A 26,190-nucleotide genomic window follows, 5' to 3' on the forward strand; every position below is an offset into this window, starting at 1 on the left:
ATATAGGCAACATTTATAGTCCCCAAACAAAATTTTTGAAAATTGAGTGTATGCCAAAGTTCAAGTCTACTCAGGAAATCCTGAGAATCATCGGTAATAAGGATCAGATACGCAATTTCGGTGTCATTGCACACGTCGACCACGGCAAGACGACCATGTCAGACAGCCTCCTTGCCGCGTCCGGCATCATCGCGCCGTCGGTGGCGGGCCAGGCCCTTGCTCTTGACTCTATGAAGCTGGAGCAGAACAGGCAGATGACCATCAGGGGCGCAAACGTGACGCTTCTCTACGAAAACGAGGGCAAGGATTACGTCATCAACATGATAGACACGCCCGGCCACATCGACTTTACAGGCAGGGTCACAAGGGCGCTGCGCGCAATCGACGGCGTGGTAGTCGTCTCTGACTCTGTCGAGGGCATCATGACCCAGACAGAGACTGTCACGAGGCAGGCACTTGAAGAGCGCGTCAGGCCAGTCCTTTACATCAACAAGATAGACCGCCTCGTAAAGGAGCTGAGGCTGGACGGGCCGGCCATGCAAAAGTGGCTTTCAAACATCATCGCAGATTTCAACAGGCTTGTTGACCTCTACGCAGAGCCGGAGTACAAGGAAAAGTGGAAGGTATCGATACAGGGCAACAGCGTCGCCTTTGGCTCTGCCAAGGACCGCTGGGGCTTTAACTTCAAGATGGCGCAAAAGCTGGGCGTCGGGTTCAAGGATGTCTACGAGGCATACACTGCTGAAGGCACTGAAAAGATAAAGGCGCTGGCAGAGAAATCGCCGTTGCACGATGCAGTTCTTGGCATGGTAGTCGAGCACCACCCGCCGCCCCACGTGGCGCAGAAATACCGTATCCCGAAAATCTGGCCGGGCGACCTCAACTCTGAGATCGGCCAGGCGCTCTTGAACTGCGACGAAAAAGGTCCGGCGATGATGATGGTCACGACCATCAACGTCGACCCGCAGGCAGGCAGGGTGGCAACAGGGCGTCTGTATTCAGGCACGATAAAGGACGGCGACGAGATCTACCTGATAGACGCCAAGAGGCCCGGCAAGGTGCAGTCCGTGAACATCTACATGGGCAACACCCGCGAAGTTGTGAGCGTGCTTCCTGCAGGCAACATACCGGCGCTGCTTGGCCTTGACTATGCAGTTTCCGGCGAGTCGATATCGACCGTCAAGACCGCGACGGCGTTTGAATCAATCAAGTACGTATCAGAGCCTGTCGTCACCATCGCGGTGGAACCAAAGCACCCCAAGGACCTGCCCAAGCTGGTGGAAGGCCTGCGCAGGATTACCGTGGAGGACCCGAACCTGATAGTCAAGATAAACGAGGAGTCCGGCGAGACCCTGATGGCAGGCATGGGTGTCCTGCACCTTGAAATCGCGACATCGCTCCTGCAGGAAATGGGCCTTGACATCGTCACCACGCAGCCCTTGATCAACTACCGCGAGACGATCCGCGCAAAGGCCGGCCCCATAATGAGCAAGTCTCCAAACAAGCACAACAAGATATTCATGCGCGTCGAGCCCTTGCCAGAGGACATTGTCGACATGATAAGGACTGGCAAGCTGAAGGAAGACATGGACAAGAAGGAGATGGCCAAGATCCTGAGAGAAAAGGGGTGGGGCACCGACGAGTCAAGGAGCGTCGTAGCAATCGATTCGTCCGGCAACATGATGGTGGACGAGACCAAGGGTGTCCAGTTCATACAGGAATCGATGGACTCTATCCGCTCTGGCTTTGACGACGTGATAAAGAACGGCCCGATAGCAAAGGAGCAGGTAAGGGGCGTGAAATTCGTCCTGCACCACTTTGTCCCGCACGAGGACCCTGCGCACAGGGGCCTTGCGCAGCTGATGCCGGCCACGAGGAGGGCGATGCTTGGCTCCATGCTGATTGCAGACCCCGTGCTTTTGGAGCCGATACTTGGCATCGAGATCAAGTGCCCGCAGGAGCAGATAGGCGTCGTCGCAAGCGTGCTGTCAGGCAAGCGCGGCAAGCTCCTCAACGTCGAGCAGAAGGGCATCATCGCCATCATACAGGGCGAGGTGCCGGCGTCAGAGACTTTTGACCTGTCAGAGGTCATGAGGGGCGGGACCGCAGGCAAGGCGATGTGGACGACGTTCTTCAAGACGTGGGCGCCAGTTCCAAACTCGATCTTTAGGAATCTGGTTGCAGAGACGCGCAAGAGGAAGGGCCTCAACCCAGAGCCACCGGGACCTGACGAATTCATAGACAAAGAGTAAAAATACAATCCCCCTCCCGCCCGCACGACTTTGTACGCATAACGTAGGTAATGACGGAAAGGGTTGAGCCGCTTTTTAGGCTCAGAATGGGACGCAGTTTGTACACAGAATCGAGGGGATGGCGGTGAGCAGGATCATTTTCAAGAACGCAAAGAGAGAATTGCCTCCACTATTAAAAAGGATCCAATGATGCCAAGCACAACCAATAGTATCTTTGCCCCTCTGCGTGCTCTTTGTTCCTGAGGCTTGGCTTTACTACGTCTGAACACAAAGTAGCCCACCGCAATCAAGCCTGCCCCTATGGCTCCGACAATTATGGCAGAGTACTGTATCCCTCTTTGAATCTCCAGCAAGCTCTTGCATTCTAGCAGGTTTTGTGTCGATGCAACAGTGTTATTGGTAATCAAGACTATCAAATTGCCTTGCACAGGTAATGCAAGAGGAGACATGGTGTTGACGATAGTTTGAATGATTGCATGATCGCCCGTAAAATTCGATGGCACGGTTACGGACAGAGGGATGGTTGCGCTTGCAGTCATGTTGGCAGCCGGAGTTACAATAACTGGAAAACTCCCTTTCTCTACACGCGCCCAGTCAGAATTAGTTCCATTGAATGTAACGCTGTCAATGACCAATTTGCCAGGGAGCATAGAGCACACTCTCATCTCTTGCGTTTGGGCCTCTCCAAGTTTTATGCGGTAGACAGGGATATCCGCCCTTATTGAAAGTGGCCCCATCGAGTGTGAATATGCATCTTTTAAGATTGTAGAAAAGGTTGCTAATGCAAAGAGAGCTGCGACAACGACAGCAAAGTGGGCTGCTCTCATTATTACAAAGTGCAAATGTTGGCATATACGCTTTCAGGAGTTCAATTCTTTATACTCCTTGTCGATTATAAAGACAAGCCCTCTTTTCACGCTCAGGGTTGTGCCGCTTTTTAGGTATCACTAGATGGTGTCGTACGTTATGGTTAGTTGGAGATAGCCTAAAACCAAATGAACTACTGCTGACAAAAAGTTGGATAAACCAGAAAACAATCTGAATGGAGCCTAGAGGAGAGAGTGCTTTGCTGGCGCCTTCCGAGAATCGGACATGTCAGAATCGATATTAACTAGGAGGAGCAAACGAAGGCGTGCATAGCGGAACACCTGAGGAAGTCCTCAAGTCGATAGTGGACGGAATTAACACGGGAAATCTCGACGCTCTAGTGCCTCTTTATGAGCCGAATGCTGCATTCGCGGCTCAGCCCGGGAACCTTGCTCACGGCCTAGCAGGTGTCCGTGAAGCGCTTACCGGCTTCATTGCGATGAAGGGCAAACTCGATCTCAAAGTGACAAGAGTCCTTGAGGCGAATGGTCTGGCTCTCGTAATTGGGGTATGGTCATTCACTGGAACCGGACCAGATGGCAAGCCGGTGAAATTGGCGTCAAAATCTGCCGATGTTCTGAGACGTCAGGCCGACGGCTCGTGGCGCTTCGTGATCGACAACCCTTGGGGAACGGACTGAATGACCGGCAGATTAATCCACTTACACTGGCAGATGAACTAACGAAAGATAATTCCCTCCCCCTCTTTTGAGCGTAAACTTGTGCCGCTTTTTCAGACATGTACAAAGGCGTTAGTACGTATAACGGAAGTAAGGACGGCCTATCGAGCAAACGTGACACATTTGGTATAAGGTTAAATCTTCTAACGATCATTTCATCTTAAATGATGATGAATGTCGGCGCCACCGGCATCTCCGGTTATGCTCCTTGGGCTACTTGGTTGGATATTCTACTCCTTGTCGGTGGCACTGTAGCGGCGACTGCTGTCGTTGTTTGATACGCTTCTCATAGAAAGCGAAAAACAACTAATTCGCGCCTATGAGTCTCTGCAACCAATTTGCGTCGTCGCAATAACGGCAGTGTTGACGGGCTAGAAGCGTTTAGATAAAAGCTCAAAAGAACCCTCCGTACGTTCTAATTATGTCGATGAGGATCCTGGCCATAATTGCGTTGATAGGAGGAATTGGCATTCTCTTTTTCTTGATACCAGTTATCATATCAGCTTTCAACTCATCGGACCAGCAAATCCTGGACAGAGTAAACAACATGAGAGAAGTGCAGGTATTCCAAGAGAGATTTGGTCCGGCTAGTCCGCGCATAAGCCGTGACGATGGCTGTTGTACCACCGCTGTATACTACGTTGTCAACGGGACTCTTGTCTCCTACCCTGTATATGATACCGAGAAGCAGTACCCATCTGTAAGAAGTATGTTGTTAAACATCAATATTTCCCCGTGGGAAACCAAGATGTCTCTGGTATGCTCAGGTGCAGGATTGCGTCCTACTAACCTAGGTGCAGACATCCAGACAATCAGAACGACGGACTGTTTGGAAAAACCATAATCGATTACTGAAGTAAGGACGGGATAGAGGCCTTTGGATAAAAGTTCAAGAATATCGATATGCTCTTCACGACATGGTGACATGGAAGCACACATAACGAAAGTATTGATAGTCTGGACTTGGGCATCTCCAAGAGTAAGTTGGTGAAAAGAAACTGTCAGCGACGGCTGAATCCTGCAAATCGATTGTAAATCTGTGGGCTAAAACTTGCCAGCACTTTCCGTAATTCGTCGCTAGGGTTCCCGTAAACATCAAACCTGCTTATTCTCGCAACCTTGGAAATCTTTGGAAGTATCGTTTGCGAAGCAACGCCCGTGTTGTGAGCAAGTGCCGCCTCCGAGTTTGCGTACGTCTCGTGTACAATACACTTTGTTTCATCTCTATTAAGATAAAACTGGTAATCGATTGTATCTGGCTCGTTGGCTTCCACTACTCTGCTCATTTCCTGCACCAGTTGCTTGTATTCCTCTATTTTTCCTTCTTCTATGGTGAATTCCGCTCTAAAATGAATCCGACTGCTCTCCATACCATTATTTTTCCTCCTTGTGTCGATAAAAAGACGACCCCCAATTTTTCCATGGATTTGTGCCGCTTTTTTAGGCGCGCATGGCCAGTGTCTTCTGACTTGACGATGACTTAAGCGCATAGGGAAGGTAAAAAGGGTGAAAGTTAATCTTCTTCCCACGCTTGTTTTGTGCGATTTTTTCTGGTTGTCTGAAAGACACAACTGAAGTTGTGTAAAGAAATCGAGATTGAAGGCACTGACAGATGGATAACTATCGTCTAGAACGCCACAAGAGACAACCGGACCAAAATATACTGAGAGAAAATTAATAAAAATAAAGATAAGGTGCAAAATATATCTGCAAGTAAATGCATGTTTCGTAGTAAGCACTGTCATGCCGACAATATCTGAAAGAATTTTGCTTTGCGGCCTGCTGCTTCTCTTGGTAATGTTTCTCGTACCAAAGCATTATGCATCTGCTCAATACGGTTGTCCGCCAATATCCGGCGGTTATGAGCCCAAGGTAATTGCAAGAGGAGAGAACAGCGGCGATGTCTTTGTTTTTTGGAATTACTTTTATGACTGTGGACAGAGGGTGTTGTTCTTCAAAAAGAGTGCAGATAACGGTAATACGTTTGGCAATTCCATTGTCATAGCCGACTCAAATACAGCAGGTAGCGCACCCGCTGTTTCTACTTCCTCAGATGGCAATAATTTGTATGTCGCATGGTTCAAGTATACGCAACCATCACCGACACTATTTTTCAAAAAAAGTACGGATAACGGAGCGACCTTTGGAGAAGCCGTTAAAATAGACACAAATGGCACCGTACAGAACGGCATCTTTGGCGTACTTGCCTCACCTGCCAATAATAACAATATTGGAATCATTTGGTCAGGAATTTTGGCAAACAATGGGACTGATGCGGTTTTCCTCAGCAAGAGCCTAAATGGCGGCGAATCATTTAGCCAGCCTGTTTTGCTTGGTAAGGGTACCGCCGGCTATCTGACCACTCCTCATATGGTTCAAACAGGCACTCAGGCATATGTCCTGTGGTCATCTGCGGGAGACCTTGGCAGAGCAGATTTTGTTACAAAAATAAACATGGACAAGAGTGATGGCGGCCCGTTTTCTGTCAGGCCTGCAGTCAGCCTCGGCAACATTGGGGCACGTGCTATAGCTGTCTCGGATGATAATGTCTACGTTGCTGGAACGACTAGCAGTAGTGCCGATGACAGTTCAGAAGGCATTGCTAGCGGCGTTTCAATACTGTTGGCAAAAAGCAACGATGGCGGACTTGATTTTGACAAGCCGGCTGTACTGGCAAACTACAACAGTCCAGATTCCAATCATGTTAATTCCTTGACTCTTGATGCGTCAGAGAATTTTGTGTACCTGACATGGTATAATTTCCACAGTCCTCAAATTGGCGCGGAGATCGATGCTAGGGCAAGCGCAGATTACGGCAATACATTTGGAAGCATACAAAAGATAAACAGCGGAACCCGCGTCTCTGAGCCTATTGTAACAGCTGCCTCCGGAGACAGGTTTTATGTTTCATGGCAGGATGCGGGTTTCAGAAATAACACATCATATCAGAAGCTCTTCTTTGTACCGAGTTCTGATGGTGGGGATACATTTGGAAAACCAGTTGATCTGACTGGCAACACAGGGATATCAAACCCTGGACAGGCAATGGCAGCCGATGATGACAAGAATCACGTCTACATTGCTTGGCTGGATTATGCTTTCAAAGATGGAAACCATATCATGTTCACAAAAAATATTGATGGAGGATATAACTTTGGCAATGCAACTGATTTAGATGAAGACTCGCAAACAATAACAGAAGCATCGTCGCCTTCGCCAGAATTTGGCATCCCTTTTGCACTCATGGCAATCATGATGGCGGGAGCAGTAGGAATCATCCTTGTGGCTACTAGGACTGGATGGTTTGGGTTAAAGAAGAGCTGATGTGTCTATGTGGCACTGCCAAATGACAAAAAAAGCATACTGCAGAAACTGCAGTTTAAATTTTCTCCTTGAATTGCATTTTTCAAATGCCAATAACCGTCTTTTCTGTGGCAAAATCCTGCAGAGGGCACGTGCAAAACTGGCACGAGTCTTTACTACTCGCCAGCGTGTATTGTCATATTGTAGACAACGACATGCTCAAGGGTATAAAAAATATTTTAGGCATGACCAACGCCGGCACTACAGACAGCCGCACCCCGCCGCCGGCAACGCCGCCGTCCGGTAGAACGGGACCAACAGACCGCTTTGGTCTTGCGAAACTAAACCCTACCAAAGCAGGAGGAATAGAGTGGTACTCCAAATTTGACAACGGCCACGTGCGCAAGCTTGCCTCCGGAATCGATCCGGACGATCCTTGGCTTGACCTCTCGCACGGCGAAGGCAAGTATGAGATAAATGGCTCTGGCAGACTGACTGCCACGGGTCACTATGTACGCATCTATGTGGTATCGCCGGATCATAAAAGAGAATGGGATGAGAACCTCGAGATAACGGGCGTTCTTACAAGAATAAGGGAATTTGGACCTGCAAAAGACTCGTACATCCAGGTGTACTGCCGTACAAACCACGGCATAGACTATGACGAAGACAAGCTGCTTAACGACAACAGAGGCTACGGCGCAGTTTTTCTCTACGATGGTACGTGGTCTTTTGAAAAAGAGACGGCGCATCACCTCGATAACGGCTACGCGCCGGCGCACAATACCGACAAGTTCCCACTTGGAAACGTGTTTCCAAAGAATACTCCCGTGCCTTTCAAGTATGTCATAAGGAACAATGCCGCAAACACGCAGACTACCGTGGAACTGTGGCTTGGAAACAAAGACTCCGCCGACGGGTCCCCGTGGACAATGGTCACTTCCTTTACCGACACCGGCAATAACTGGGGCGTTGGACACGACTCGTGCAGCTCTGGAGTCGATCCTGCCATCAGGCTCACCAGGAGCCTGGTGCTTCCCTCGTGCATAAGCAAAAAGCCCTTTTTGTCGGTGTACCTGAGGAACGAGGAGGGCACAGTAGCCTATGAAAAACTGTCCATCCGGGAAATCGATCCTCTTCCCTGATGATCGACTGTTTTTTTCGCCTGTATATGGGGAGGAGAAGGAGAGGGTTAGCCAAGCATCCTTCAATAGTGAGTTGACAGCGCAAAGATGTTCTTCTCTTCCTATTATTACCACCATTGTGATAGCTAGCTAAAGGCCGCTGCAAGCCAAACGGTTGAAAGAATGCCTGTATTTTTCGATTGGCATTTAGGACGATTGAATCGCCCTGATGAAAACAGAGTCACTTTCGCTTGTTTACATACGAGAATCTATTTTACCCGTCTTGCCCTTCTGGCTTAACAAATACAAGATTTTTTACCGTTATTCTTGTCATACGTTTCCTCTTTGCCAAGATAATCTTATATGCGTCTATATGCATTTAGTTCCCAATGTTGGAAAATCTGGCGTATCCAATAATGGGCTTCGCCTTTACTTACCTTGCACTGGAGACCGCATGGCACTTTGCGGTATGCAGAATTCACGATCCAAAACTCCAGCCTTGCGTGTTCAAGGAAGTAAAGATGTTAGTAGCTCATAATAGAAGAAGCTAACGAGTAGTAAGGCAACTCTTTCTTCTTATCCTTATTTTTTCATATGCGTTGCGTCTGTGTTATGACGCAAAGTAGAAAAAAATGTGAGTACTTTCAGCTGATGACACGATATGCCGTAAATTATGTTACTGTAAATGTGAAAAAAGTAGAAGGGCTGCGGCGCATTTAGTTTTCGTCATGCAAATAAAAAATAAGGCAAGAATTTTTGTTGTTGTTGCTACTGCACCTTTAGCTCTTTGAGCTCAAAAGGCGGCACATTCATGGTCAGGTATTCTTCTATCCTGAACTTGATGTCTTCGGCAGTCAGGTCGCTCATGCTAGGCGAGCCTATGTCAAAAGATATCTTGTCGCTTCCTGTGCTGACGTTTGTCACAACTAGATCGGCATATTGATTCGCAATTTCGTTTATCCAGTAGCTGACCTGGTCCTTGTTCACGTTTGAAACCCTCATTTCAACCTTTATGGGCTTGAACTTTGAGGCGCCTTCTTGATAGCCCTTTCCCGATTCCACATTATAGTCTACATTGGACATCCCTGTCCCTACTCACCTGTTCATTATAGACGCGTTATAATTAAAAAGAGTCTTGATCTTACGTAAATAATCCGCGCAACTGTTTCTGATTGCGGTGTAAATTCCATGTTTTTGATTACCGTTTATATTTCTATTTTGCCGCGTAACTCTTGCGATGCTTTGGAAAACAAGGTGTGGTCATTTTGCAACACGATCCTATGCAGACGCCCACGGTGGATTGTGCAGGAAATGCCACGCCAATTTTGCAGCCCTTGTCGAGCTGGAAAAAAGGTATGGCGAAGACGCCTTGGTGGAATACTGGTATTCCGCAATACTGATCAATCTGCCTGAAAGCAAGGAGGAAATGAAATGCTTCATCTCCCATTTAATCGACTTTTATCAGCAGAAATTAATTGAAATGCCATCAAAGCAGAGATACATCAGGAAAATGCTGTACATGCTCCAGTCAGTTCTGGAGCCAGCGTCTGATGTGGAAACACTGAGATAATTTCCGCATTCATATTTGGTTGCCGTCATTTACACAATCCAAAAAAGGGCATTGGAAGCGGCCCACAGCTCCAGCGCAATAAGACTTTTTGTTGTTTCTTGCGAACTGCATATGTGTTCCGCCAATGCTTTGCATCGTTGCCGGCCATAAAAAAACTAGCCGGGGTTTGTTTTTCATTTCACCTTCTTGAAGACTAGGACAACTGCCCCGATCAAGCCAGCTGTGAAAGGCAATGCTCCCATAAGAAGTTCCGTTGGCGAGATCGCAGACGTGGGTATGACGGAAACGTCAAAGTCTGCCACGAGAGGTTTGGCCATGTGTTCCGGGTTTCCATCGTCCATTCGCATCAACAGGTTTACCGCATAGTCTGTATTGTTCTGAAATGTGTAGGGTATCGTGATGTCGCTAATTTCGTGAAGTTTGTACGGCATTTGTTCTACGATTTTGCCAGAGTCTTTTTCCATTATCTGCACTGCCGCATTTACATTGCTTATCGCCGCATTGTCCTGCAGAACAGAGAAATGCAGTGTAGTGTTCTTGCCTGCCGAGGGGAACTGCGGGATTTGCTGGAATGAAACCTGATAGTTATCGACTTGTTTTACTATGCCGAGAAGGTGCGCCTCTGCCAAATGTCCTTGTTGCTGCAACAATAAAGGTACTGCTACCAGCACCAGAATTGCTAGTGCAAAGGCAGTATTTGCGACAACTCTTTGCGATATTTTCATGCTGATCACGCTGCAAGATTTTGCCTCCTTCTTTTACCTTGAAGGAGACATCGCTACTGTAGTTGTCGGCGGGTGCTGTGCAGCAATGAGTATCTTTGGCAGGAAGATCAGCAATGCGAATGCGCCTAGGAACATCATATGGGCGCTTATTGCAAGCATGCTGACGAGTGGGCGTGGGTCTTCAAAGCCATTGAGTACCACTTTAGATGGATCGCCGTCCTGAAGCCAGTGAAATGACACGTCCAGCGCCAATCCTGCTACGCCAATTAGTCCTATTATCCACATCTGTTTTATGTTGCGCCCTTTCTTCAGGATCGCCCACCTGCGGCCTCCTTGGTCGCTAGATCTTGCCGGTGCAAACTTTTCAAAGAAAAGTACTGGCAGTATCCCTAACAAGGTGAATGCCGTAAGGAAAGTAATGTGGCCGGTCCAGGATAGGGTGGCAATGGCAGGAGTAGTTGTCAGGATGATCTGGTTTGTCGAAAAATCTGCCCCATCAAATATAATCGACAGAGGCGTGCCGTTGGCCAGCGTGTGAAATGAGGCATCCAATCCCAATCCTGCTACTCCAATGATAGAGAGGATCCACAACCTTCTGATGCTCCAACCTTTCCTCAAAAGGACCAGAGAATTAGATGGCTGTGAAATTTTGTTGTTTTGTTTTTTCCGAGTTTCTTCCATTCCGTCTAATCGACATCGATCAAATTTGATGATTTTTAAGGTGTGTGGAGCCCCCCGCTGTAGACAAGTCGTACGTGATAAATTTGTAAGCAGTTAAGCTAAGCACAGAAGTGAACCTAGTGCTATGACAATGTTACACTTTGCATTTCGAATTGGGGCAAAGAACAGGTCCATCTGCTCTTTTCACGCAATCCGCTGTTATCTTGCCAGATTCGAATAAAAACGTAATGCAGTGCATCTCTGTAGAACTCTATCGTTAACTTTACTAACGACGGCAATACCTTTATAATTATGCAGTATGACCGAATAGAATTTTGCTCATTTATCTGATCACCAGTTTTTAATCTATTGAAAATTCCTGATCTCAAAATCATGTAAGTAATATATAACATGCCCTGTAAAAACACATGACTAGTGGTTCTATGCCGCGAGCAAGTATCATGGTTGATGGGCTAAATTTTCACTGAACATAAAAATAATGATTAGGCCATCAACACAAATTTTTTCAAGCAGTATATTGCCCTAGAATGTTATTCTCCACAGAATTATAAGTGCGAAATTCCACACCTGATAGGTCCATGATTATATCCGCATCGCAACACATCCTTTCCATCGACGAGAATATTTTGGCCGTTTGTCTCATGGATTCTAACTTTAGGATTTTAGAGGCGGCATCAAAACAGGCCTTCGACAAGAAATTCAAAATTCCTGACAAGCTCAAAAAGGGCAGCGGCGACTATGCCGCGTTGGTGTTTGCAACTGCGCGGCTTTCGGAGGAAACTTTCGGAAAAGTCGAGTGCATTGTCGTTGATTATGACATGGCAAAAACAATGCTCCTTCCGATACAAGGAAGGGGCTACGTCGGAATAGTCGTAAATCCCTCCACCAGTACGGACTATATCACGCTTAAGGTAAGTGCAACCATAGAGCCAAACCAAGACATAGAAAACTATGTCTAGTTGTCGTTGTGCATCACTTGTGCATTCTAGCCATCAAACACACATACGCGCACACGCGGCTAGGGCTGGTTATGTTTTTTTATTACCCTTGTCTCTTCTACTGCCTTTCAGCGAACCGAGCGGACATGAACTTTTCAAACTCCCTGTCGCCCATGCTCTTTTTGGCCTCGATCATGGCCTGTGCATCTTTTCCAACAATGTATCTCATCTGGGGTGAGTCCGACTTGACTGCCTGCACTATCGCCTCTGCAACCTCCCTGGCAGGAATTGCATCTTGTACCATGTGTGCAGCGGCCGCCTGCAAGCCACTCATGAACTTGGCGTAAGGTGAATCCTGCCTGGTAGCGCCATGTGCAAACTTTAGGTTATCAAAAAAGTTAGTCTTTACCGCGCCAGGCTCGACAAGTACCACGTTTATTCCAAATGGCTGCAGTTCGTAGCGAATGGATTCTGTAATGCCTTCAAGCGCAAATTTTGTGCCGTGGTAAATTGGATCCAGCGGGATTGCAACCCTGCCGCCCATCGAAGTTATGTTCACTATTGTCCCGCCTGCTTGCCTCCTCATTATGGAGATAACCGCCTTCATGACTCTTAGCGCGCCAAACAGGTTAGTTTCAAACTGGGCCTTTATCTCATCCATCGATGTTTCTTCCAGCGCGCCAACCAGGGCAAATCCTGCATTGTTAACCACGACATCAATCCTTTTGCGTTCCTCCATGATGCCATCGATCGTGTTCTTGACCGACTCGCTTTTGTCGACGTCAAGTTCTGCTACCTGCAACGGCAGCTCTTCCTTTTCTGCCCTGTCGACAAGTGCTTTTCCTTTTGCGGGATTTCGCATCGTTGCATAGGTGTAGAATCCGTTTCGTGCAAGCGCAAGGGATGTCTCCAGGCCTATGCCGGAAGAACTTCCAGTGACAATTGCTGTTTGCATAGCCTCTCTTTCTCCTCCTGACATGACTGTACAAAGGCCGCTGCAAATATTTCAAAACTACTGTTGTTAATACACTCACGCAAGATGGCTTTCTTTGAGTAACCTTGTCGTCTGCACTAACCGCGCTTATCCGTTATGTATCTTGATGATGAAAATATTGGCCACATTCATCCCAATGTCCTTGTCTCCTCTTGCATATCTGTCAAACTGCCACGCTGCTGCGCAGGATGATATTGTCATTACATCCTGGTCATCTTTGCAACGATGATCATCCTTGTTGTAGTACCTGCAGCAGTTTGAAAACCGGCATTGCATCTTTATGTGTGCCTGCAGTGTATCGCTAGATGACTGAAAAAGCTGTGCGCCACTCTCTTGAGCTGGTCTTGCATTTATGCTCACAATAGAATATGACGATGGCATATTGCTGTCAATTTCATGACGAAAATTGGGTTGTAGAGCTAGGCACATATGGGCTGAAAAGAAGAGAGGTATCTCGGCGCCCATTTTTTGTCTGCTTTTTTCAAAAGGATCAGCTTTCAAGCCACTAGGAAGGGACTAACTTGAATTACTTTTTACTTCATCGAACATAGGGGGCAATTAAGGTGGCCTTCGTATCCGCGCTCATAGTCAAGTACCACGCCATGCTCGTGACACTTGAACAAACAGAACTTTTTCCCGTCATAGCATCCTAGGTCGACATGGCCAAACAATAGCTGAAAGTTTGTCCAATAACGGTTTCTGGTAATCTGCCGGCCCTGTGGCAGGTGAATTATCAACGCAAAATTATGAATATGTTTCTATAAAGCAATTACGGTATGTGATATGGTAATTTTTTTCCTTTTCCGCTAACTGCAATTAAGGACGGCTGAAATCACGTGTGTAAATCGATAAAAAAAGAGGGAGGATGCCTCCACTCTCACACCATTATGTTCTGTCTCTCAGAAAGGACGGCTTGAATTCTTCGCTATTGTCGTCTTCAGACTCTTCCTCCTCATCCTCGGTGGGCGCTCCCATGTCTTGCTGCTGGTTAGTATCTTCATCCTGTACAGGCAGCAATCCCGCAGCCATGTCTTCTCTGATGTAGCTCATTACCTGTTCGTTCTTGTCAAAGTGGCCGTCTTTGAGTTCATGCAAAAATTCCTCGAATGAAACATCTGTCTCAAACTGTTCTGCAAAGCTGCTATCCTTTTCAAGGAGGTCGACTGTGAATTTCTGTGGCAGAGCATCGGGCTGCGGCAGAAATATGGTGACGTCTCTAAGGAAGGGATCAAACGTCCCATCCAAAGGCTTTGACAGCTGCTGCATGTCCTCATCAGATAGCGTTTTGCCTCTTAGCGACCGGTCAAGCATCGGCGTGTCTTCTCCGTTTACCATGATGTGGCTTGGCACGTACGCGTGCACCGTCCTCATCGCCAAGTCGCCCGTAAGGTTCTCTGTGCCGTCTTGTTTCTGTTCATGTTCATTTGGCGCCGCCTCTGGTAACGGCTCATGGAACGTGTCTTTATAGGCTTTTGCCACCATCTGCAGGTAGACTTGGACAGTCTGCTCTCTTGCTTCCTCTGGCTCCATTCCCTTGTCAATGAGATCAAGGTGCATCTTGCCTAGCTTTACCGCCACCGTGTGAAGCGCAATGTTCTCGCTGTTCCTTGGCTCGCCGCCAGTGGCTATCTGGTCTTCTCCATGATCCAAGACTGTACTCAGGTTGAGTCTTCTATCTTCTCTGTTGCCCGGGTTTGGTCCATCGCGGACTACGTCATACAAGTCATGGGATACAAGCTGCAGCACCCCTAGGTCTTCAAGAGTGGCCCTGTCGCCTTTGTTGTAGACTGCCCGCAGGTCCAGCGACTCTCCGTCGTCAGGCATGGTGACATCACGCGATCTGCTAGTGTCGTCGGTGTCCTCCCAGCGATTAAATATGATTCCTTCCCGGCTGAAAGTCGCGTTTTCCATTTTTTCCTGATTTTCAACAGTCAGCTGGTACGTCTTGCCTGCTGTTCCTTGAAATGTGATGGGAGTCAGTCCTGTCTTTACAGTCTTGTCTGCCAGCTTGATCGTTGCCCGCATGCGAACCTCTTCGTTGTTGGCAGTCAATGCTTTTACAGTGAGGGTTGGTCGTTCTTCTGCGTCGTCTTTGGACGTCTGTATAGCGTCGGTGTCGCCATTTGATGTTGTGGAACGCGCATCATCTATAATGGTGAGATCGTTTGGCTGCGCTGCCTGTGCCACAGCTATAGGTGGTGCATGTGTTGCAGCGCCGGCCAACATCAACACCATAAATGCGCACCCTATGATCGCATTTAGGTCTGAATTCATTTCGGTTCTTTTCTACGTTAAAGAGATCCTTTAAAGCGCTTATGGAATGCCTGGGAGATAATGATGTTCGCTGGGAACTTCATGTAATAAAGATGCTTGACGTGCTAAACGTAGCGGCAAGCTCTGCATCGCAACGCTGTCTAAAAACCCAAATGAGCGACATAGTCCAGTTAATTATTTGCTCGAAATACTGTGTCTTGAAAAATCACTAGGCGGCATAGGTAATAATTAGACATAAAGATTTTACATAAGCCTTATCTTTCCTTCGTTAATCGCAGATGTCTCTAACAAGTGCTGTAGCTATTGCGCTTGCCCTTGTACTTGCCCTGACTGTGTACGCCGGCCAGCAGGCCCGGGCAGAAAGCACAAACATCGCATTTTCGGCGAATTTTCTTGATGGCCTGTTCGAGTACAAAGCCGACATTGACGCCAAGCAGCTCTTTCCAACCGAGGGGATCAAAGACGACATCGTTGGCAAGCTCCAGGAGCGTGATTATAAAATACCTGATATAGAGCGCGAATTCGTCGGGTTTAAGATAAATGCCTCTGACATCAAGATATACATCAAGCCTTCCAAGATCGACAGCGCCAATACGCGCCTATCAGTTGACGTCGAGGGAAAAAACGTCAAAGTCGACAGCAAGTACCTCAACAAAAAATACGACAAGGTGGACATCGACACCATCTACGGCATCTATAACACCAATACGGACAAGGTCACTATCCATGTGCCGTACGCCACCGCGCTTGCACTAGTATTCCGGTGGTAGGCCAAAGCGCGTAGCGCCGGCACTCAAAACTTTTGCAGTACTGGATCCGTGCCTCTTCTGACCGATCACCAAAAGGTACCATAGCCGTGCATCTTTAGCCCGCACTTTTGGTAGTATTTCTGGTGATACTCCTCTGCCTTCCAAAACGCAGACGCCGGCGATACCTCTGTCACTATCTTTCTCTTGAATGCACCTGAATCCTGAAGTTTTTGTTTTATTGCTTCAGCAGCGGCCTTTTGTTCGGGGCTGTGGTAAAACACAGCCGACCTGTACTGTGTGCCCACGTCCCATCCCTGCCTGTTTGGAATCGTGGGGTCGTGGTTTGCCCAGAACACGCTCAGGATCTCTTCGTACGAAACCTGTGCAGGATCGTATTCTATTTGCACCACCTCTGCGTGCCCTGTTCTGTCAGTGCACACCTGCTCGTATGTAGGGTGTTCGATTTTGCCTCCCATATATCCTACCGTTGTTGATTTTACGCCCTTTACGCGGCCAAAAACGTCTTCAGAGCACCAAAAACATCCCATGCCAAATGTAGCCTTCATGTGTGTATATTACACTGCAACTTGGCATGATAGAGAATTAAGCCTTTTTCCACATTGTGCCCAGATCTCTAGGAAGAAGAAATCCTGCCCTCGTTTCTGAGTTCCGACAGGATGCGCATCAGCGTATCATAGTCTACGTCGATGCTGTTTAGGATTGCTGAATGGTCTGCGGTGCCGTTCTTTTTGACAAACTTTTCTACTGCGACTTTTTTCTTTTGATACTTTCTATCTTGGACCACCATAATCGCATCATCATATCATCGGCAGCTGCATTGATGGTATTGTAATAAAACGGCTTTTCAAAAAGGTTTAGATTGTTTCATACTACTACAACAACACGTACACAAGATATGGCGCAGCTAGCGGCTTTTGACATGGACGGCACGCTTCTTGACGGAAGGCTCGTCTTTGCTCTTGCAGAGCGCTTTGGGCTTGACGGCAAGGTCCGGTCGGTCCAGGCAGATAGCAAGCTTGTCAATTACGAAAAGACAATAGCAATAGCCGCCCTTTTTGCAGGGTTGACCCGGCAGGACCTTCTTGCCGCAATAGAGTCAGTCCCGCTTGCCGCAAACTGCGAGCGCGCAATTTCGCTCTTGAAGGAGCAGGGCTGGAAAGTGGGGATAATAACCGACAGCTATGCAACGGCCGCGTCGGTGGTTGCCGAGAGGCTTCGGATGGATTTTCTTGCAGCAAACGAGCTGGAATTTAAAGGTGACAAGATAACCGGCACTGTGCACATGCCGCTTGGCTGGCAGGAGATCGGTTGCACGTGCAAGCTGTCGGTGTGCAAGCGCTTTCACCTTGAAAAATACGCGACCAAGTTTGGAGTGCCGCTTGAAAACACTGCCGCAATAGGCGACACCCGGGCAGACATCTGCATGGTAAGGCGCGCCGGCGCCGGGATTGCGTTCATGCCAAAAGACGACGACATTGCCAGCGCTACAAAAAGCGTGGTGCGCAAGCCGGACATGATGCAGGTCGCCCAGTTGCTGCTACTTGGCGCCGCACATTGAGATGGACCTTATGCTCCTTGCAAGCAAAAACGGTGCAAGTGCAAGCGCGGGCAGGCTGGCTGCTATAAACACCGTCTGAAATGGCGCAAGCGCGCTCGTGCTTGCGCCGGCGCCAATCGCGCCCAGGCCAAGCACCGCAGAAATCATGCTTCCAGCGCAGGTAGGGCAGCCTACAAACAGTCCAGTTGCGGCGCCGATACCGCCTACTATGGAAGTCTTGCCCTGCACGGCCTGCCTGAGCCTGTACGCATAGACGCTGAGTGCCACGTTAAAGCCAACCATCACCGACACGACAGCGGCAAGGATGACGTTGACTGGGATCACAAGCAGGAGAAAATGGTCGGTGAAATATGCGGTGAACATGGGCATGTAGCCAGGAGCGCCGCAGCATGGTATCAGATCGGTGGACGGGACTGCTATCCCTCGCTCTGAAAAAGAAACGTCGGGCCTGTAGACCAGTATCTGCGAGAGAAACGCAAAGAATATTCCATAGCCAACGGCGGAAATCGCCATGATGCGCCAGTACCTGCCGTCAGAAAAGGCACCTGTGATAAACGACATGAGGCTGCCACCACCGCTGGCGGCGGCGCGTGCTTGCTCTGCGCGAAAGATGGTGTGTGCGCCATACATGGCCGCGGCAAGTGATGCGGCAGTGACGCCCAGAATGGCATACGCAAGGTCGGTCAGTTGCGACGCCTGCACAGGTGCGTCGCCGGACGTGCCTGACAGCCGTGAGTAGATTACAAACGCAATTGCAAGCGAAAACACGCCTGTAAACATTATCCTGTAGCCACTTTCGCGCATGGCCCGCCAGCTCATTATCGTGCATAGAATGTCCTGCTTCAAATTAAATCGTATCGCCATCATCGCCGTCTTCTTTCCGCAAATCCTTAATTCTCAGTCTTGCCAATACATTGTGATGCTCGGCCGTGAGGATGAGTACGTCAGCGCGAGGATTAGTTATGTTGGATTTGTAGATCAGGTGGGCCTCGAAGGGGTTGTCATACTAAAGGCAGAGGACGGCCGCGAGTTTCCCATGCGGGCGTTCTCCGGCGAGGTCGCAAGGCACATCTCGCGCTTTCAGGAAGGCGACAAGGGTGCCATACCTACCATCTACAACCTTGTTGAAGAGATTGCCGCAATGGCAGACCTGATGCTGACAGAAGTGCGCGTCTACCAGAGCGGGACAGTGCTGCGGGCAAACCTGTATTTCCAGGGCAGAAAGGGGGAGATAGTGCTTCGCAACTACCGTGCCTCTGACTCCATAGCCCTTGCCTCCTACTATGACACGCCGATAAAGGTGCGAAAAAGCCTCTTTGAAGAAGCGCTTGAGCACTAGCTGCTAGGTTACAATGTCGCGCAGCTTGCGCTGTGCCGCCGCATTCTTTATCTCCATGGCAATCCTGCGGCCGACGCCCATCGTGTGGCCATAGTAGTATTTCGTGTACGGGCTTGTCGTCGCCATTATCGGGTTTCCCGGCACCCTGAGAGACACGTCATAGACTACGAAATCCAGATCGGTGGTGACTATGCTCTGGAGCGAAATCGGGCCGATTATCCCCGGCGGGTATTCCTTTCTTGCCGCTACTGCAAACTTGTCCCCCATCTCAAACACCTTTTCAAGAAGCGACTCGCGTATGCTTGCCGGCGTGTGGCCGACTTCGATGTTCTGCGTCTGGATATTCTCTATCTCCATCTGCTGCCTGGCAGGAATGGACACAAAGTCGTGGAGGTTGGTCTGCAGCCTGCGCTCAATACCAAGAAACTCTGTCTCGCCAGTAATGGGCGAGTGGAAAAAGTTGAGGTTAAAGTAGGTGCCAAGCACGTACTCCTCTATCACCGCGTTTTCAAGGTCCTGCTTGCTTATGATTCCCTGCTCGACCTTTTGCTTGGCCTTTCGCTTGTAGTCCTCGTACGAGGTGACTATGAAAAACGCCCTTTCCAGCTTGCGCTTTGCCTCCTGCACCTTGACCATCGCCGGGCCGGCTATGTCTGACGGCTTGCGGTATATCCTTGGGTGGCGCAGGCCGGCCTTTTCAATGAGGTAGTACTGGTTCCTTGGCGCGGTGCGCTCTTCTGCTCTCAGGAGCGCCCTGTTGCCAAACACGGGCACTTTGAAATTGTTCTCGATGTTGTCGTAGCCGAGGTAAGCGGTAAATGCGCGGTGCGCAACCATTATGCAGTTTCTGTCGCGAAGCTTTTCTTGGTTCTCGCGGTTCAGTATGTCGGAAAACTTGTCCAGGATTATTATCTCGTCGGCGAGGCGCTTGAACCTGCGGTACGGCAGATCCCTGCCCTTCTGGCATATGCAGATCGTCTTCATTCCCTCGTCCTTGGCGCCGTCCATCACCTCAAGGGCAGAGTGGCTCCCTATGGCGCCAATGGTGACGTGCTTTGGGTCGTAGCGGTCTATTATCGGTGCGATCTGCTGCTGGCCGATCAACGGCTACAGAGAGAGAAAAGATTGTAATAAAAAGCCTTACTTTTTGGTAGACTTGTTCAGCTCGACGTCGATTGCCGCTCTCAGCTCGTCGTCGTTCTTGTTGGTGTAGTTGATGCCAAGCGAGTCTGCAATCTCCTCAAGCTTTTCCCTGCCTACCCTGTTATTTTCCTGATTCTTGTATTGCTGGAGCTCGCGCTTGGCTTCTATCTTTGCCTTCTCGTATTCGGCAGAGGCCTTGCCAAAGCTCCTTGCAATTTCGGGGATCTTTTTGACCCCAAAGAATACCACCACAATTGCTATTATGATGAATATCCATTCAGCGCCGCCTAGGCCACCAAACTGCATTATGAGGCTTGAAATTCCTTCAGCCATCAAACAAGTATGTAAATATTAAGAATTTAAGTGTTATTAGATACCAATCTTGCCGCCTTCTCAAGCTTTTTAGCCCTGCTTTCGACTGCCACCATGCCCGCCAGGTACAATGCTATCATTGGGCCGGCGACAAACCACATGGTGATGCCGCTTCCGTCAGGGGTTATGATGGCACCAAACACCACGAGGACGATGACTGCGTAGCGGATGTTGTTGCGCCAAAAGTAGGGCGACATGGCACCTGTGAGTGAGATGCCATACATCAGGACTGGAAGCTCAAATGCGATGCCAAAACCCAGGAGGAACTGGAGAACAAATGATATGAAATCCGATATGTTAAACAGCGCCACCGCGCCTATCGCCTCGCCGTACTGGTAAAGGAACTGGAGCACAAACGGCACTGCCACCAGGTACGAGAACACGACGCCGGCGACAAAGAGGGCAATGGCCGGCGCAACAACATGAGATATCGACTTTCTTGTCCCGGGACTTATCGCCGGCGCAATAAAGCCTGCTATCTCCTTGACGACGACCGGCATGGCGCCAATCACTCCTGCAAGCATCGAGACGTACACCTGTGCAAAGAACGCCTGACCCGGCGCGGTCTGGACCAGAGTGACTCCAGTAGGGATGAGGCTCTTTTGCATGTAGAGCATTATCTGGGATGAGACGTTGTGTATTGGGTCTGGAAAAGGATATGCTAGCTGTATGCCTGCATACTCTACCGGCTTTAGGCCAAACGACATGCAGAAAATGCTTATGGCTATGACGGCAATGACTATGCGCACTATGCGAGCGCGCAGTTCATTGATGTGCTCAAACAGGGTCATCTCTGCAGCCATTGCTTCTTCTTCTCTTCTTCAAGCTAGAGTAGCCAGCCGTAGAATATAATTTCTTAGTTATTTGTCTAGTCTGGACCGGGTATCGGAAGTGCCTTTCCTGCAGGCAGCTTCCACGCCTCGCTGTCTACCTCTTCTTTGGTAGCCTTTTCAAACTCGACAGTGAGTTCCACCGGCGCATTGAACTTTAGGCTTAGCTCGTTTGCCAGTACGCCCACTGCCTTGCCGTCGGCAAACTCTTTTGAACCTTGCAAAAAGCCCCTTGCCTGCCTGTACAGCAGCTGCCCGCCAAACTTGCCCTGCAAAAACGCGGCCAGGTCGTCGACCGTCTTTTTGGGAACGTCGTTAAAGTAAAAACAGATGCCGTGCACCGGCTCTTTGTCAAACGGCGTACCGTAGCGGTACCAAAACACCCCAAAGTGCTCATATTCGCCCTGCATACACTTGATGTCCCAGTGGTTTGCCTTTTCGGAAGGATACGCCGATTCCAGAAGGTCAGTGATGCCAAGACGCCAGTACCTGACACGCATATACGGCGCATCTGTAACCCGCAGGATTATAATAACTAACGTCTAGTGCATTCGACAAAAAATAAAAAGGCCTTGCCTGCAAAACCAAGGAAGAAATGGCTGCCAAAAAACAACAGGTCCACATTAATAATGACAATAGCAGGCTAAAGTTATTTGAGGAGATGGAGGCGCAGTTTGACGAAAAAAATGTCGATTATTTCAAGAAACTGCTGACACACCAGGACAGCGTCGTCCGTACAAGGGCGGTGTGCATACTGGCAGAGATCGCCGGCGAGTCGGCGGTAACGCCCATAAGCAAGGTGCTGAAGAACGATGACAACGACCTGGTGCGCCACGAGGCCGCGTTCTCGCTTGGCCAGCTAGGCTTTTCAAGCGGGATAAAGCCGCTTGCCGATGCCGTGGAAAACGACAAGAGCTTTTTCGTGCGCCACGAGGCCGCGGTGGCTCTTGGTGTCATCGGATCAGAAGACGCAAGAAAGACGCTGGATTATGCCCTCAAGAACGACGAAAGCGAAGAGGTGCGTGACTCGGCAGTGGTTGCCCTGGCAAACCTCGACTATATCAAGGCAGTCAACAGAAAGAACGACTTTACCCGCATGACTGGCGGCTAACAATATAAAACGGAGCCTGCCGGTGTACTGGAAGCATATATCATATGACCAAACAAGACGGCCAATGGCTCAACAATATTGACGGCAACTGGCGCGACACCCGCTGCCCGTGCGGCAGCACGTTCCACTTTCGCGGCAAGGTAGACGAGCTGTTTGCCTGGGAGCGCATACACCTGCGCCACATGGCCTCAGACAGCGAAAACCACGAGATGCTGTCGTTTTACCCAAAGGACATGGTCATCATATACCACGCGTCGTCAGGATACGTAGTCGAGAGGCGCAAGCACCGCCGGGAGGAAATAAATGAGGTCCACCAGGCGCGCCTGTACGGAAACGCCAAGCTTGCCGGCGTCTAGTGTAGTTGCTATGATTACTGCTGTGGTTTTGATTCCCAGAGCCCAAACGTATTGTTCTCTGTGTCCGTGCATACAGCAAACCATCCCATATCTGGCACTTCTGTCTTGGGCACCTTGACCTTGCCTCCAAGCTCCTGCACCTTTTTGGCGTATTTCTCAACAGAGTCTACTCCGATGTAGTTGATGATGCCCTGATCCGGCGTCTTCCTCTTCATAATGCCGCCGCCTCCTACCTCCTTGCCGCTCTGGTCGGTAGTGCTAAACATCAGATACTCTACTGGACCCGGCATCTTTTCGGTTTTCCAGCCAAACAGCGTGCCGTAGAACTTGCCGGCACGCTCGGTGTTGTCGCTTGCTATCTCAAAGTAAACTATTGTAGCCATGTTACTTCGAGATATCAGATATAGAAAAGTAATATTTTAATTGGCAGGTATCGATCAGGTAAGTGGGTGAAGACAGGGTAAGTTGTCCGTGGCCAATTATGTAGCGGTAATGCAGCAATTAAAGCAGTGCCCAATCAACTATACTTTCCAGATAATCGGAAAAAAATTCACGGTACTTCTCATGCGCAACATGATGCTCTTTGGCCACAGGCACTTCAACGAATTTTTGACAATCGAGGGCATCAACCCAAAGACGCTTTCGCAGCGCCTAAAAGAGATGCAGAAAAATGGCCTGGTAGAACGCAAGGTATACCCCGGCACGCCTGTCAAGATAGAATATTTCCTGACCGAAAGGGGCATGGCACTCAAGCCCGTGCTTGACCAGCTGATGCTGTTTTCGATGCAGCATTATCCGCAAGAGGTGTGCAAGGACGGTAAGCCCAAGACGCTTGAAGATCTGTGCAACAAAAACAGCGACGACGACGACAAGCAAGCGGGCCCGGTGGGATTCGAACCCACGACCTAACGCTTAGGAGGCGTTCGCTCTGTCCATGCTGAGCTACGAGCCCTGGCCGCCTGAGTGTTCAACCACGGTTGCGTTAATTTTAAGCCTTCGTCGCCACTGCTGCTGGCCTCGGCACAAGCGTGACTATATGGGGTTTTTCTAAAAAGTCCGGGTCTGTCCAGCCTGCCGGGAAATACTGCTTGCCCGCGTCGGAAGGAACAAGCCCTGCCCTGCCTGCCGCATACATCAGTTCCTTGAGCTGCAAGCTGCTTGCCTCAATGTCTGTCAGAACCTTGACCGTGCCGCCCGGGGCGAGCTTTTTGACAAGCACAGAGAGCATAGTTTCCATCTTAGCTTTTTCTTCCTGCGTGGCAAGCGGCTCGACGCGAGCCGGCATCACGACTAAAAAGTTGTCGATGGTGCCATCGGGTATGGAAGGCAAGAGCTTTTGCACGTCGCCCCAGAACGCCGACGCATTCTGCGGGTCAAGCTGGGCGAGCCTCGACTTGGCCTTTAGGACCTCTCCTTGGTCCTTTCCAATGCCTATGAAATACTCTGACCAGTTGTCCGATGCTATTTCCTGCAGCATCTCGCCATGCCTCATTCCAAGCTCCATGTTTACCTTGAAGTAAATCTTGCGCGCCATCTCTATGGTGCGGTTGAGCGGGGTGGACGGGTTGCCCTCGTGGAAGAACTGGTATATCAGGCTCCATCGCCGGCGAAAAACATCTGGGAACCCGCGCTGGGAGAGGAGCTCCTTGTAGAGGGGCAGGTCCGCAAAATCTGCAAAGAACGCGTCGGTCCTAGATACCGCCTCAAGCTTTGGCAAAAACAACTCGTCGTAGAGGTTGTTCACCCTGTCCCACGCCCTGACGGGGTCAGATACCATGTACGTCACGGAAAGGTCTGCGAGCCAGAGCACTTCTGCAAGCAGGTTCACCTTGCCATTGTCCTTCAGTTGCGATAGCAGGGCAGAATACTTTTCCTGCGCAAGCTTTTGCTTGAAGAATGGAAAATCTGTCCTCCATATTAGCGTCTCGATTATGAGGCTTTCAGTAGGCGTCCAGTCGGACTTGACCCTCTCCGGATGCGTGGTGGCATAATCTTCCGGCGGCCGGAGCGACTCTGATGACGACTTGTATTGCCGGAAATAGTCCTCAAACTCGGCGTTTGTCATGGTAAAGTACGCGTCATGGATCCTTGTCTTTTGCACTTCCTCTACTGTCCTTGCCGCGCTCGGGCCTTTTGGCTTGCCTGAATTTGACCCAAGCTCCTGCGCGGGGTCATAGTCGTGCAGGAGGGCAGCCACCAGCAAAAGCTCATAGTCCTTTGGGCCAAACTCGTATCCGCGAAAATAGTCGGGGAGCAACTGCATCGCGACATACGCCACTTCAAGCGAATGGTGAAAATTGTGGTACTCGCTTGCGCCCTCGCCCAGGCCCTGCCGGGTGTACGCGTTTTTCAAAAAGCGCATCAGCGTCTGGATCTGTGCCCTCCTTGCAGGCGGGATCTTTTTCCTCTGCGCCAGCTCCACTATGGACGCTACGAGCTCGTCGTCGCCCACGTTTGCAAGGTTGGCGTTTGTCTCGTAGATCTTGCGCTCCTTTGCGCCGGGAAAGTTGCGTATGACCTGCCTGTAGACGATGCGCAGGGGCAGGCTCTTGTTGAGGTATATCGCAAACGTCATGAAGCGCCACGGATAGCGCACGCGCAGGCGCTCCCACCCTGCGACCTCGTTTGTGGCCGCTACAATCTTTCTGTTGACATCGGCGATGAGCGCGCTCAGCTCCGGCCCTTCGGCCTCGTGCTCGGAGAAGCGCCGGCGCTCGGTATTCATGACGAGCCACTGCGGTATCTTTACTATGTAGCGGTTCATTATCCGGCCCTCGTCGCTCTGGTCCTTTGACGTGACTGCCACGTTTCGCATCCCGGTTCCAAACGGCAAGTCTCTATCCCGAACAACCTGCAGTCGTATTTCGCGGCCTGAGCTCTGCAGCGACAGCAGTATGTGCCAGTACTTGCCCTTGTCCATCCACGCCGGAACCGTCGTTTCCTTGTCCCAGAAATCCACCGGGCCCGACGGCACAAAGCCATCGTCATACTCCCTTGTCATGGGGTTGTAAGACTTGTACTCATAGTCGCCTATCATAGGGTCGAGCCTGCGCGCGGCAAGCCTTGCGTCAATGACTGCGCTTGACGACTTTGTGAATTCCCTGTAGGCCATGATGCCCCAGATGGCGCCAAGCGCGCTGAACAGGGCAAAAATGCCAGAGATGATGTCGGCAGTCCCGATGAAATATCTGGGGATGAGCGGTATGCCAAACCAGCCGGTCGAAAGCAATCCTGAGAAGAGAAGCAGTGTAAAGAGCCAGCGCGCAGCGTCATGATAGTGGAGGCTAAACGGCAACAGGTGTCG

29 protein-coding genes and 1 tRNA gene are annotated in these 26,190 nt (G+C 49.7%); 12 read left to right on the forward strand and 18 right to left on the reverse strand.

Annotated elements, in window-relative coordinates; all coding sequences use genetic code 11:
• Positions 1–50: 50 nt before the first annotated feature.
• On the forward strand, positions 51–2,252 hold the full coding sequence (locus NTE_RS03475; protein WP_148699759.1) for an elongation factor EF-2: 2,202 nt from the start codon (positions 51–53) through the stop codon (positions 2,250–2,252).
• A 140-nt stretch (positions 2,253–2,392) separates the two neighbouring features.
• Here the strand turns inward: NTE_RS03475 and NTE_RS03480 are convergent, their stop codons facing one another.
• On the reverse strand, positions 2,393–3,079 hold the full coding sequence (locus NTE_RS03480; RefSeq protein WP_148699760.1) for a lytic polysaccharide monooxygenase: 687 nt from the start codon (positions 3,077–3,079) through the stop codon (positions 2,393–2,395).
• Positions 3,080–3,384: 305 nt separating this feature from the next.
• Between NTE_RS03480 and NTE_RS03485 the strand changes: the two genes are divergently transcribed.
• Positions 3,385–3,759: a YybH family protein gene (locus tag NTE_RS03485; RefSeq protein ID WP_148699761.1), complete on the forward strand. Its 375-nt coding sequence runs from the start codon at positions 3,385–3,387 to the stop codon at positions 3,757–3,759.
• Positions 3,760–4,799: 1,040 nt separating this feature from the next.
• On the opposite strand, the gene NTE_RS03490 is transcribed toward NTE_RS03485, so the two are convergent.
• Positions 4,800–5,543 (reverse strand): putative quinol monooxygenase, encoded by a 744-nt coding sequence (locus NTE_RS03490; RefSeq protein ID WP_148699762.1) that lies wholly within the window; start codon positions 5,541–5,543, stop codon positions 4,800–4,802.
• Between NTE_RS03490 and NTE_RS03495 the strand changes: the two genes are divergently transcribed.
• A complete protein-coding gene (locus tag NTE_RS03495) occupies positions 5,542–7,122 on the forward strand; it encodes a sialidase family protein (RefSeq protein ID WP_148699763.1) in 1,581 nt (526 codons plus the stop codon). The genes NTE_RS03490 and NTE_RS03495 overlap by 2 nt on opposite strands.
• Before the next feature lie 194 nt (positions 7,123–7,316).
• Complete coding sequence (locus NTE_RS03500; RefSeq protein ID WP_148699764.1) at positions 7,317–8,246, forward strand: hypothetical protein; 930 nt, start codon at positions 7,317–7,319, stop codon at positions 8,244–8,246.
• 747 nt (positions 8,247–8,993) lie between these two features.
• On the opposite strand, the gene NTE_RS03505 is transcribed toward NTE_RS03500, so the two are convergent.
• Positions 8,994–9,308 carry a hypothetical protein gene (locus NTE_RS03505; protein WP_148699765.1) on the reverse strand — a complete coding sequence of 105 codons (315 nt, stop codon included), beginning with the start codon at positions 9,306–9,308 and terminating at the stop codon, positions 8,994–8,996.
• Between the two features lie 217 nt (positions 9,309–9,525).
• On the opposite strand from NTE_RS03505, the gene NTE_RS03510 reads away from it, so the two are divergent.
• A complete protein-coding gene (locus tag NTE_RS03510; RefSeq protein WP_226987150.1) occupies positions 9,526–9,795 on the forward strand; it encodes a hypothetical protein in 270 nt (89 codons plus the stop codon).
• A 173-nt stretch (positions 9,796–9,968) separates the two neighbouring features.
• On the opposite strand, the gene NTE_RS03515 is transcribed toward NTE_RS03510, so the two are convergent.
• Positions 9,969–10,529 carry a hypothetical protein gene (locus NTE_RS03515; RefSeq protein ID WP_148699767.1) on the reverse strand — a complete coding sequence of 187 codons (561 nt, stop codon included), beginning with the start codon at positions 10,527–10,529 and terminating at the stop codon, positions 9,969–9,971.
• Positions 10,530–10,553: 24 nt separating this feature from the next.
• Complete coding sequence (locus NTE_RS03520; RefSeq protein WP_148699768.1) at positions 10,554–11,111, reverse strand: hypothetical protein; 558 nt, start codon at positions 11,109–11,111, stop codon at positions 10,554–10,556.
• Positions 11,112–11,842: 731 nt separating this feature from the next.
• Here NTE_RS03520 and NTE_RS03525 point away from each other — a divergent pair.
• Positions 11,843–12,160: a hypothetical protein gene (locus NTE_RS03525; RefSeq protein WP_148699769.1), complete on the forward strand. Its 318-nt coding sequence runs from the start codon at positions 11,843–11,845 to the stop codon at positions 12,158–12,160.
• Between the two features lie 97 nt (positions 12,161–12,257).
• Here the strand turns inward: NTE_RS03525 and NTE_RS03530 are convergent, their stop codons facing one another.
• The 3 genes from NTE_RS03530 to NTE_RS03540 form a co-directional block, all read right to left on the reverse strand.
• Entirely contained in the window at positions 12,258–13,094 is an 837-nt protein-coding gene (locus NTE_RS03530; RefSeq protein WP_158385057.1) for an SDR family oxidoreductase, read from the reverse strand.
• 126 nt (positions 13,095–13,220) lie between these two features.
• Positions 13,221–13,634, reverse strand: a complete 414-nt coding sequence (locus tag NTE_RS03535) for a hypothetical protein (RefSeq protein ID WP_148699771.1) — start codon at positions 13,632–13,634, stop codon at positions 13,221–13,223.
• A gap of 384 nt (positions 13,635–14,018) precedes the next feature.
• Complete coding sequence (locus tag NTE_RS03540; RefSeq protein WP_148699772.1) at positions 14,019–15,407, reverse strand: hypothetical protein; 1,389 nt, start codon at positions 15,405–15,407, stop codon at positions 14,019–14,021.
• A gap of 278 nt (positions 15,408–15,685) precedes the next feature.
• Here NTE_RS03540 and NTE_RS03545 point away from each other — a divergent pair, with 278 nt between their 5' ends.
• Positions 15,686–16,177 (forward strand): hypothetical protein, encoded by a 492-nt coding sequence (locus NTE_RS03545; RefSeq protein ID WP_148699773.1) that lies wholly within the window; start codon positions 15,686–15,688, stop codon positions 16,175–16,177.
• Positions 16,178–16,242: 65 nt separating this feature from the next.
• Here NTE_RS03545 and msrA read toward each other — a convergent pair whose 3' ends face one another.
• Entirely contained in the window at positions 16,243–16,722 is a 480-nt protein-coding gene (gene msrA / locus NTE_RS03550) for a peptide-methionine (S)-S-oxide reductase MsrA (protein ID WP_148699774.1), read from the reverse strand.
• A 68-nt stretch (positions 16,723–16,790) separates the two neighbouring features.
• The gene (locus NTE_RS16320) at positions 16,791–16,964 is read right to left on the reverse strand and encodes a hypothetical protein (RefSeq protein WP_158385059.1); all 174 of its coding nucleotides are present in this window, start codon (positions 16,962–16,964) and stop codon (positions 16,791–16,793) included.
• Between the two features lie 108 nt (positions 16,965–17,072).
• On the opposite strand from NTE_RS16320, the gene NTE_RS03555 reads away from it, so the two are divergent.
• Positions 17,073–17,735, forward strand: a complete 663-nt coding sequence (locus NTE_RS03555) for an HAD family hydrolase (protein ID WP_148699775.1) — start codon at positions 17,073–17,075, stop codon at positions 17,733–17,735.
• On the opposite strand, the gene NTE_RS03560 is transcribed toward NTE_RS03555, so the two are convergent.
• Complete coding sequence (locus tag NTE_RS03560; RefSeq protein WP_226987151.1) at positions 17,715–18,581, reverse strand: hypothetical protein; 867 nt, start codon at positions 18,579–18,581, stop codon at positions 17,715–17,717. The two genes, NTE_RS03555 and NTE_RS03560, sit on opposite strands and share 21 nt — an antisense overlap.
• Positions 18,582–18,654: 73 nt before the next feature.
• Here NTE_RS03560 and NTE_RS03565 point away from each other — a divergent pair, with 73 nt between their 5' ends.
• Positions 18,655–19,074: a bifunctional nuclease family protein gene (locus tag NTE_RS03565; RefSeq protein WP_226987152.1), complete on the forward strand. Its 420-nt coding sequence runs from the start codon at positions 18,655–18,657 to the stop codon at positions 19,072–19,074.
• Between the two features lie 3 nt (positions 19,075–19,077).
• Here the strand turns inward: NTE_RS03565 and NTE_RS03570 are convergent, their stop codons facing one another.
• The 4 genes from NTE_RS03570 to NTE_RS03585 form a co-directional block, all read right to left on the reverse strand.
• Positions 19,078–20,178, reverse strand: coding sequence for a formate--phosphoribosylaminoimidazolecarboxamide ligase family protein (locus NTE_RS03570; protein ID WP_148699778.1), 1,101 nt, complete (start codon positions 20,176–20,178; stop codon positions 19,078–19,080).
• A gap of 36 nt (positions 20,179–20,214) precedes the next feature.
• Positions 20,215–20,550, reverse strand: a complete 336-nt coding sequence (locus tag NTE_RS03575) for a twin-arginine translocase TatA/TatE family subunit (protein ID WP_226987153.1) — start codon at positions 20,548–20,550, stop codon at positions 20,215–20,217.
• 26 nt (positions 20,551–20,576) lie between these two features.
• A complete protein-coding gene (gene tatC, locus NTE_RS03580) occupies positions 20,577–21,392 on the reverse strand; it encodes a twin-arginine translocase subunit TatC (RefSeq protein ID WP_148699779.1) in 816 nt (271 codons plus the stop codon).
• A 65-nt stretch (positions 21,393–21,457) separates the two neighbouring features.
• Positions 21,458–21,919, reverse strand: coding sequence for a hypothetical protein (locus tag NTE_RS03585; RefSeq protein WP_148699780.1), 462 nt, complete (start codon positions 21,917–21,919; stop codon positions 21,458–21,460).
• Between the two features lie 95 nt (positions 21,920–22,014).
• Between NTE_RS03585 and NTE_RS03590 the strand changes: the two genes are divergently transcribed.
• Both NTE_RS03590 and NTE_RS03595 read left to right on the forward strand, forming a co-directional pair.
• The gene (locus tag NTE_RS03590) at positions 22,015–22,530 is read left to right on the forward strand and encodes a HEAT repeat domain-containing protein (protein ID WP_226987154.1); all 516 of its coding nucleotides are present in this window, start codon (positions 22,015–22,017) and stop codon (positions 22,528–22,530) included.
• 44 nt (positions 22,531–22,574) lie between these two features.
• The gene (locus tag NTE_RS03595; RefSeq protein ID WP_148699781.1) at positions 22,575–22,886 is read left to right on the forward strand and encodes a hypothetical protein; all 312 of its coding nucleotides are present in this window, start codon (positions 22,575–22,577) and stop codon (positions 22,884–22,886) included.
• A gap of 14 nt (positions 22,887–22,900) precedes the next feature.
• Here the strand turns inward: NTE_RS03595 and NTE_RS03600 are convergent, their stop codons facing one another.
• Complete coding sequence (locus tag NTE_RS03600) at positions 22,901–23,269, reverse strand: VOC family protein (protein WP_148699782.1); 369 nt, start codon at positions 23,267–23,269, stop codon at positions 22,901–22,903.
• A gap of 88 nt (positions 23,270–23,357) precedes the next feature.
• Here NTE_RS03600 and NTE_RS03605 point away from each other — a divergent pair, with 88 nt between their 5' ends.
• Positions 23,358–23,795: a winged helix-turn-helix transcriptional regulator gene (locus NTE_RS03605; RefSeq protein ID WP_226987247.1), complete on the forward strand. Its 438-nt coding sequence runs from the start codon at positions 23,358–23,360 to the stop codon at positions 23,793–23,795.
• Here NTE_RS03605 and NTE_RS03610 read toward each other — a convergent pair.
• Both NTE_RS03610 and NTE_RS03615 read right to left on the reverse strand, forming a co-directional pair.
• Positions 23,764–23,838: transfer RNA gene (locus NTE_RS03610), tRNA-Arg, on the reverse strand. The two genes, NTE_RS03605 and NTE_RS03610, sit on opposite strands and share 32 nt — an antisense overlap.
• Before the next feature lie 36 nt (positions 23,839–23,874).
• On the reverse strand, positions 23,875–26,181 hold the full coding sequence (locus NTE_RS03615) for an HD domain-containing protein (protein WP_158385061.1): 2,307 nt from the start codon (positions 26,179–26,181) through the stop codon (positions 23,875–23,877).
• Positions 26,182–26,190: the final 9 nt, after the last annotated feature.

The sequence above is a fragment of the Candidatus Nitrososphaera evergladensis SR1 genome (assembly GCF_000730285.1).
GTDB lineage: Archaea > Thermoproteota > Nitrososphaeria > Nitrososphaerales > Nitrososphaeraceae > Nitrososphaera > Nitrososphaera evergladensis.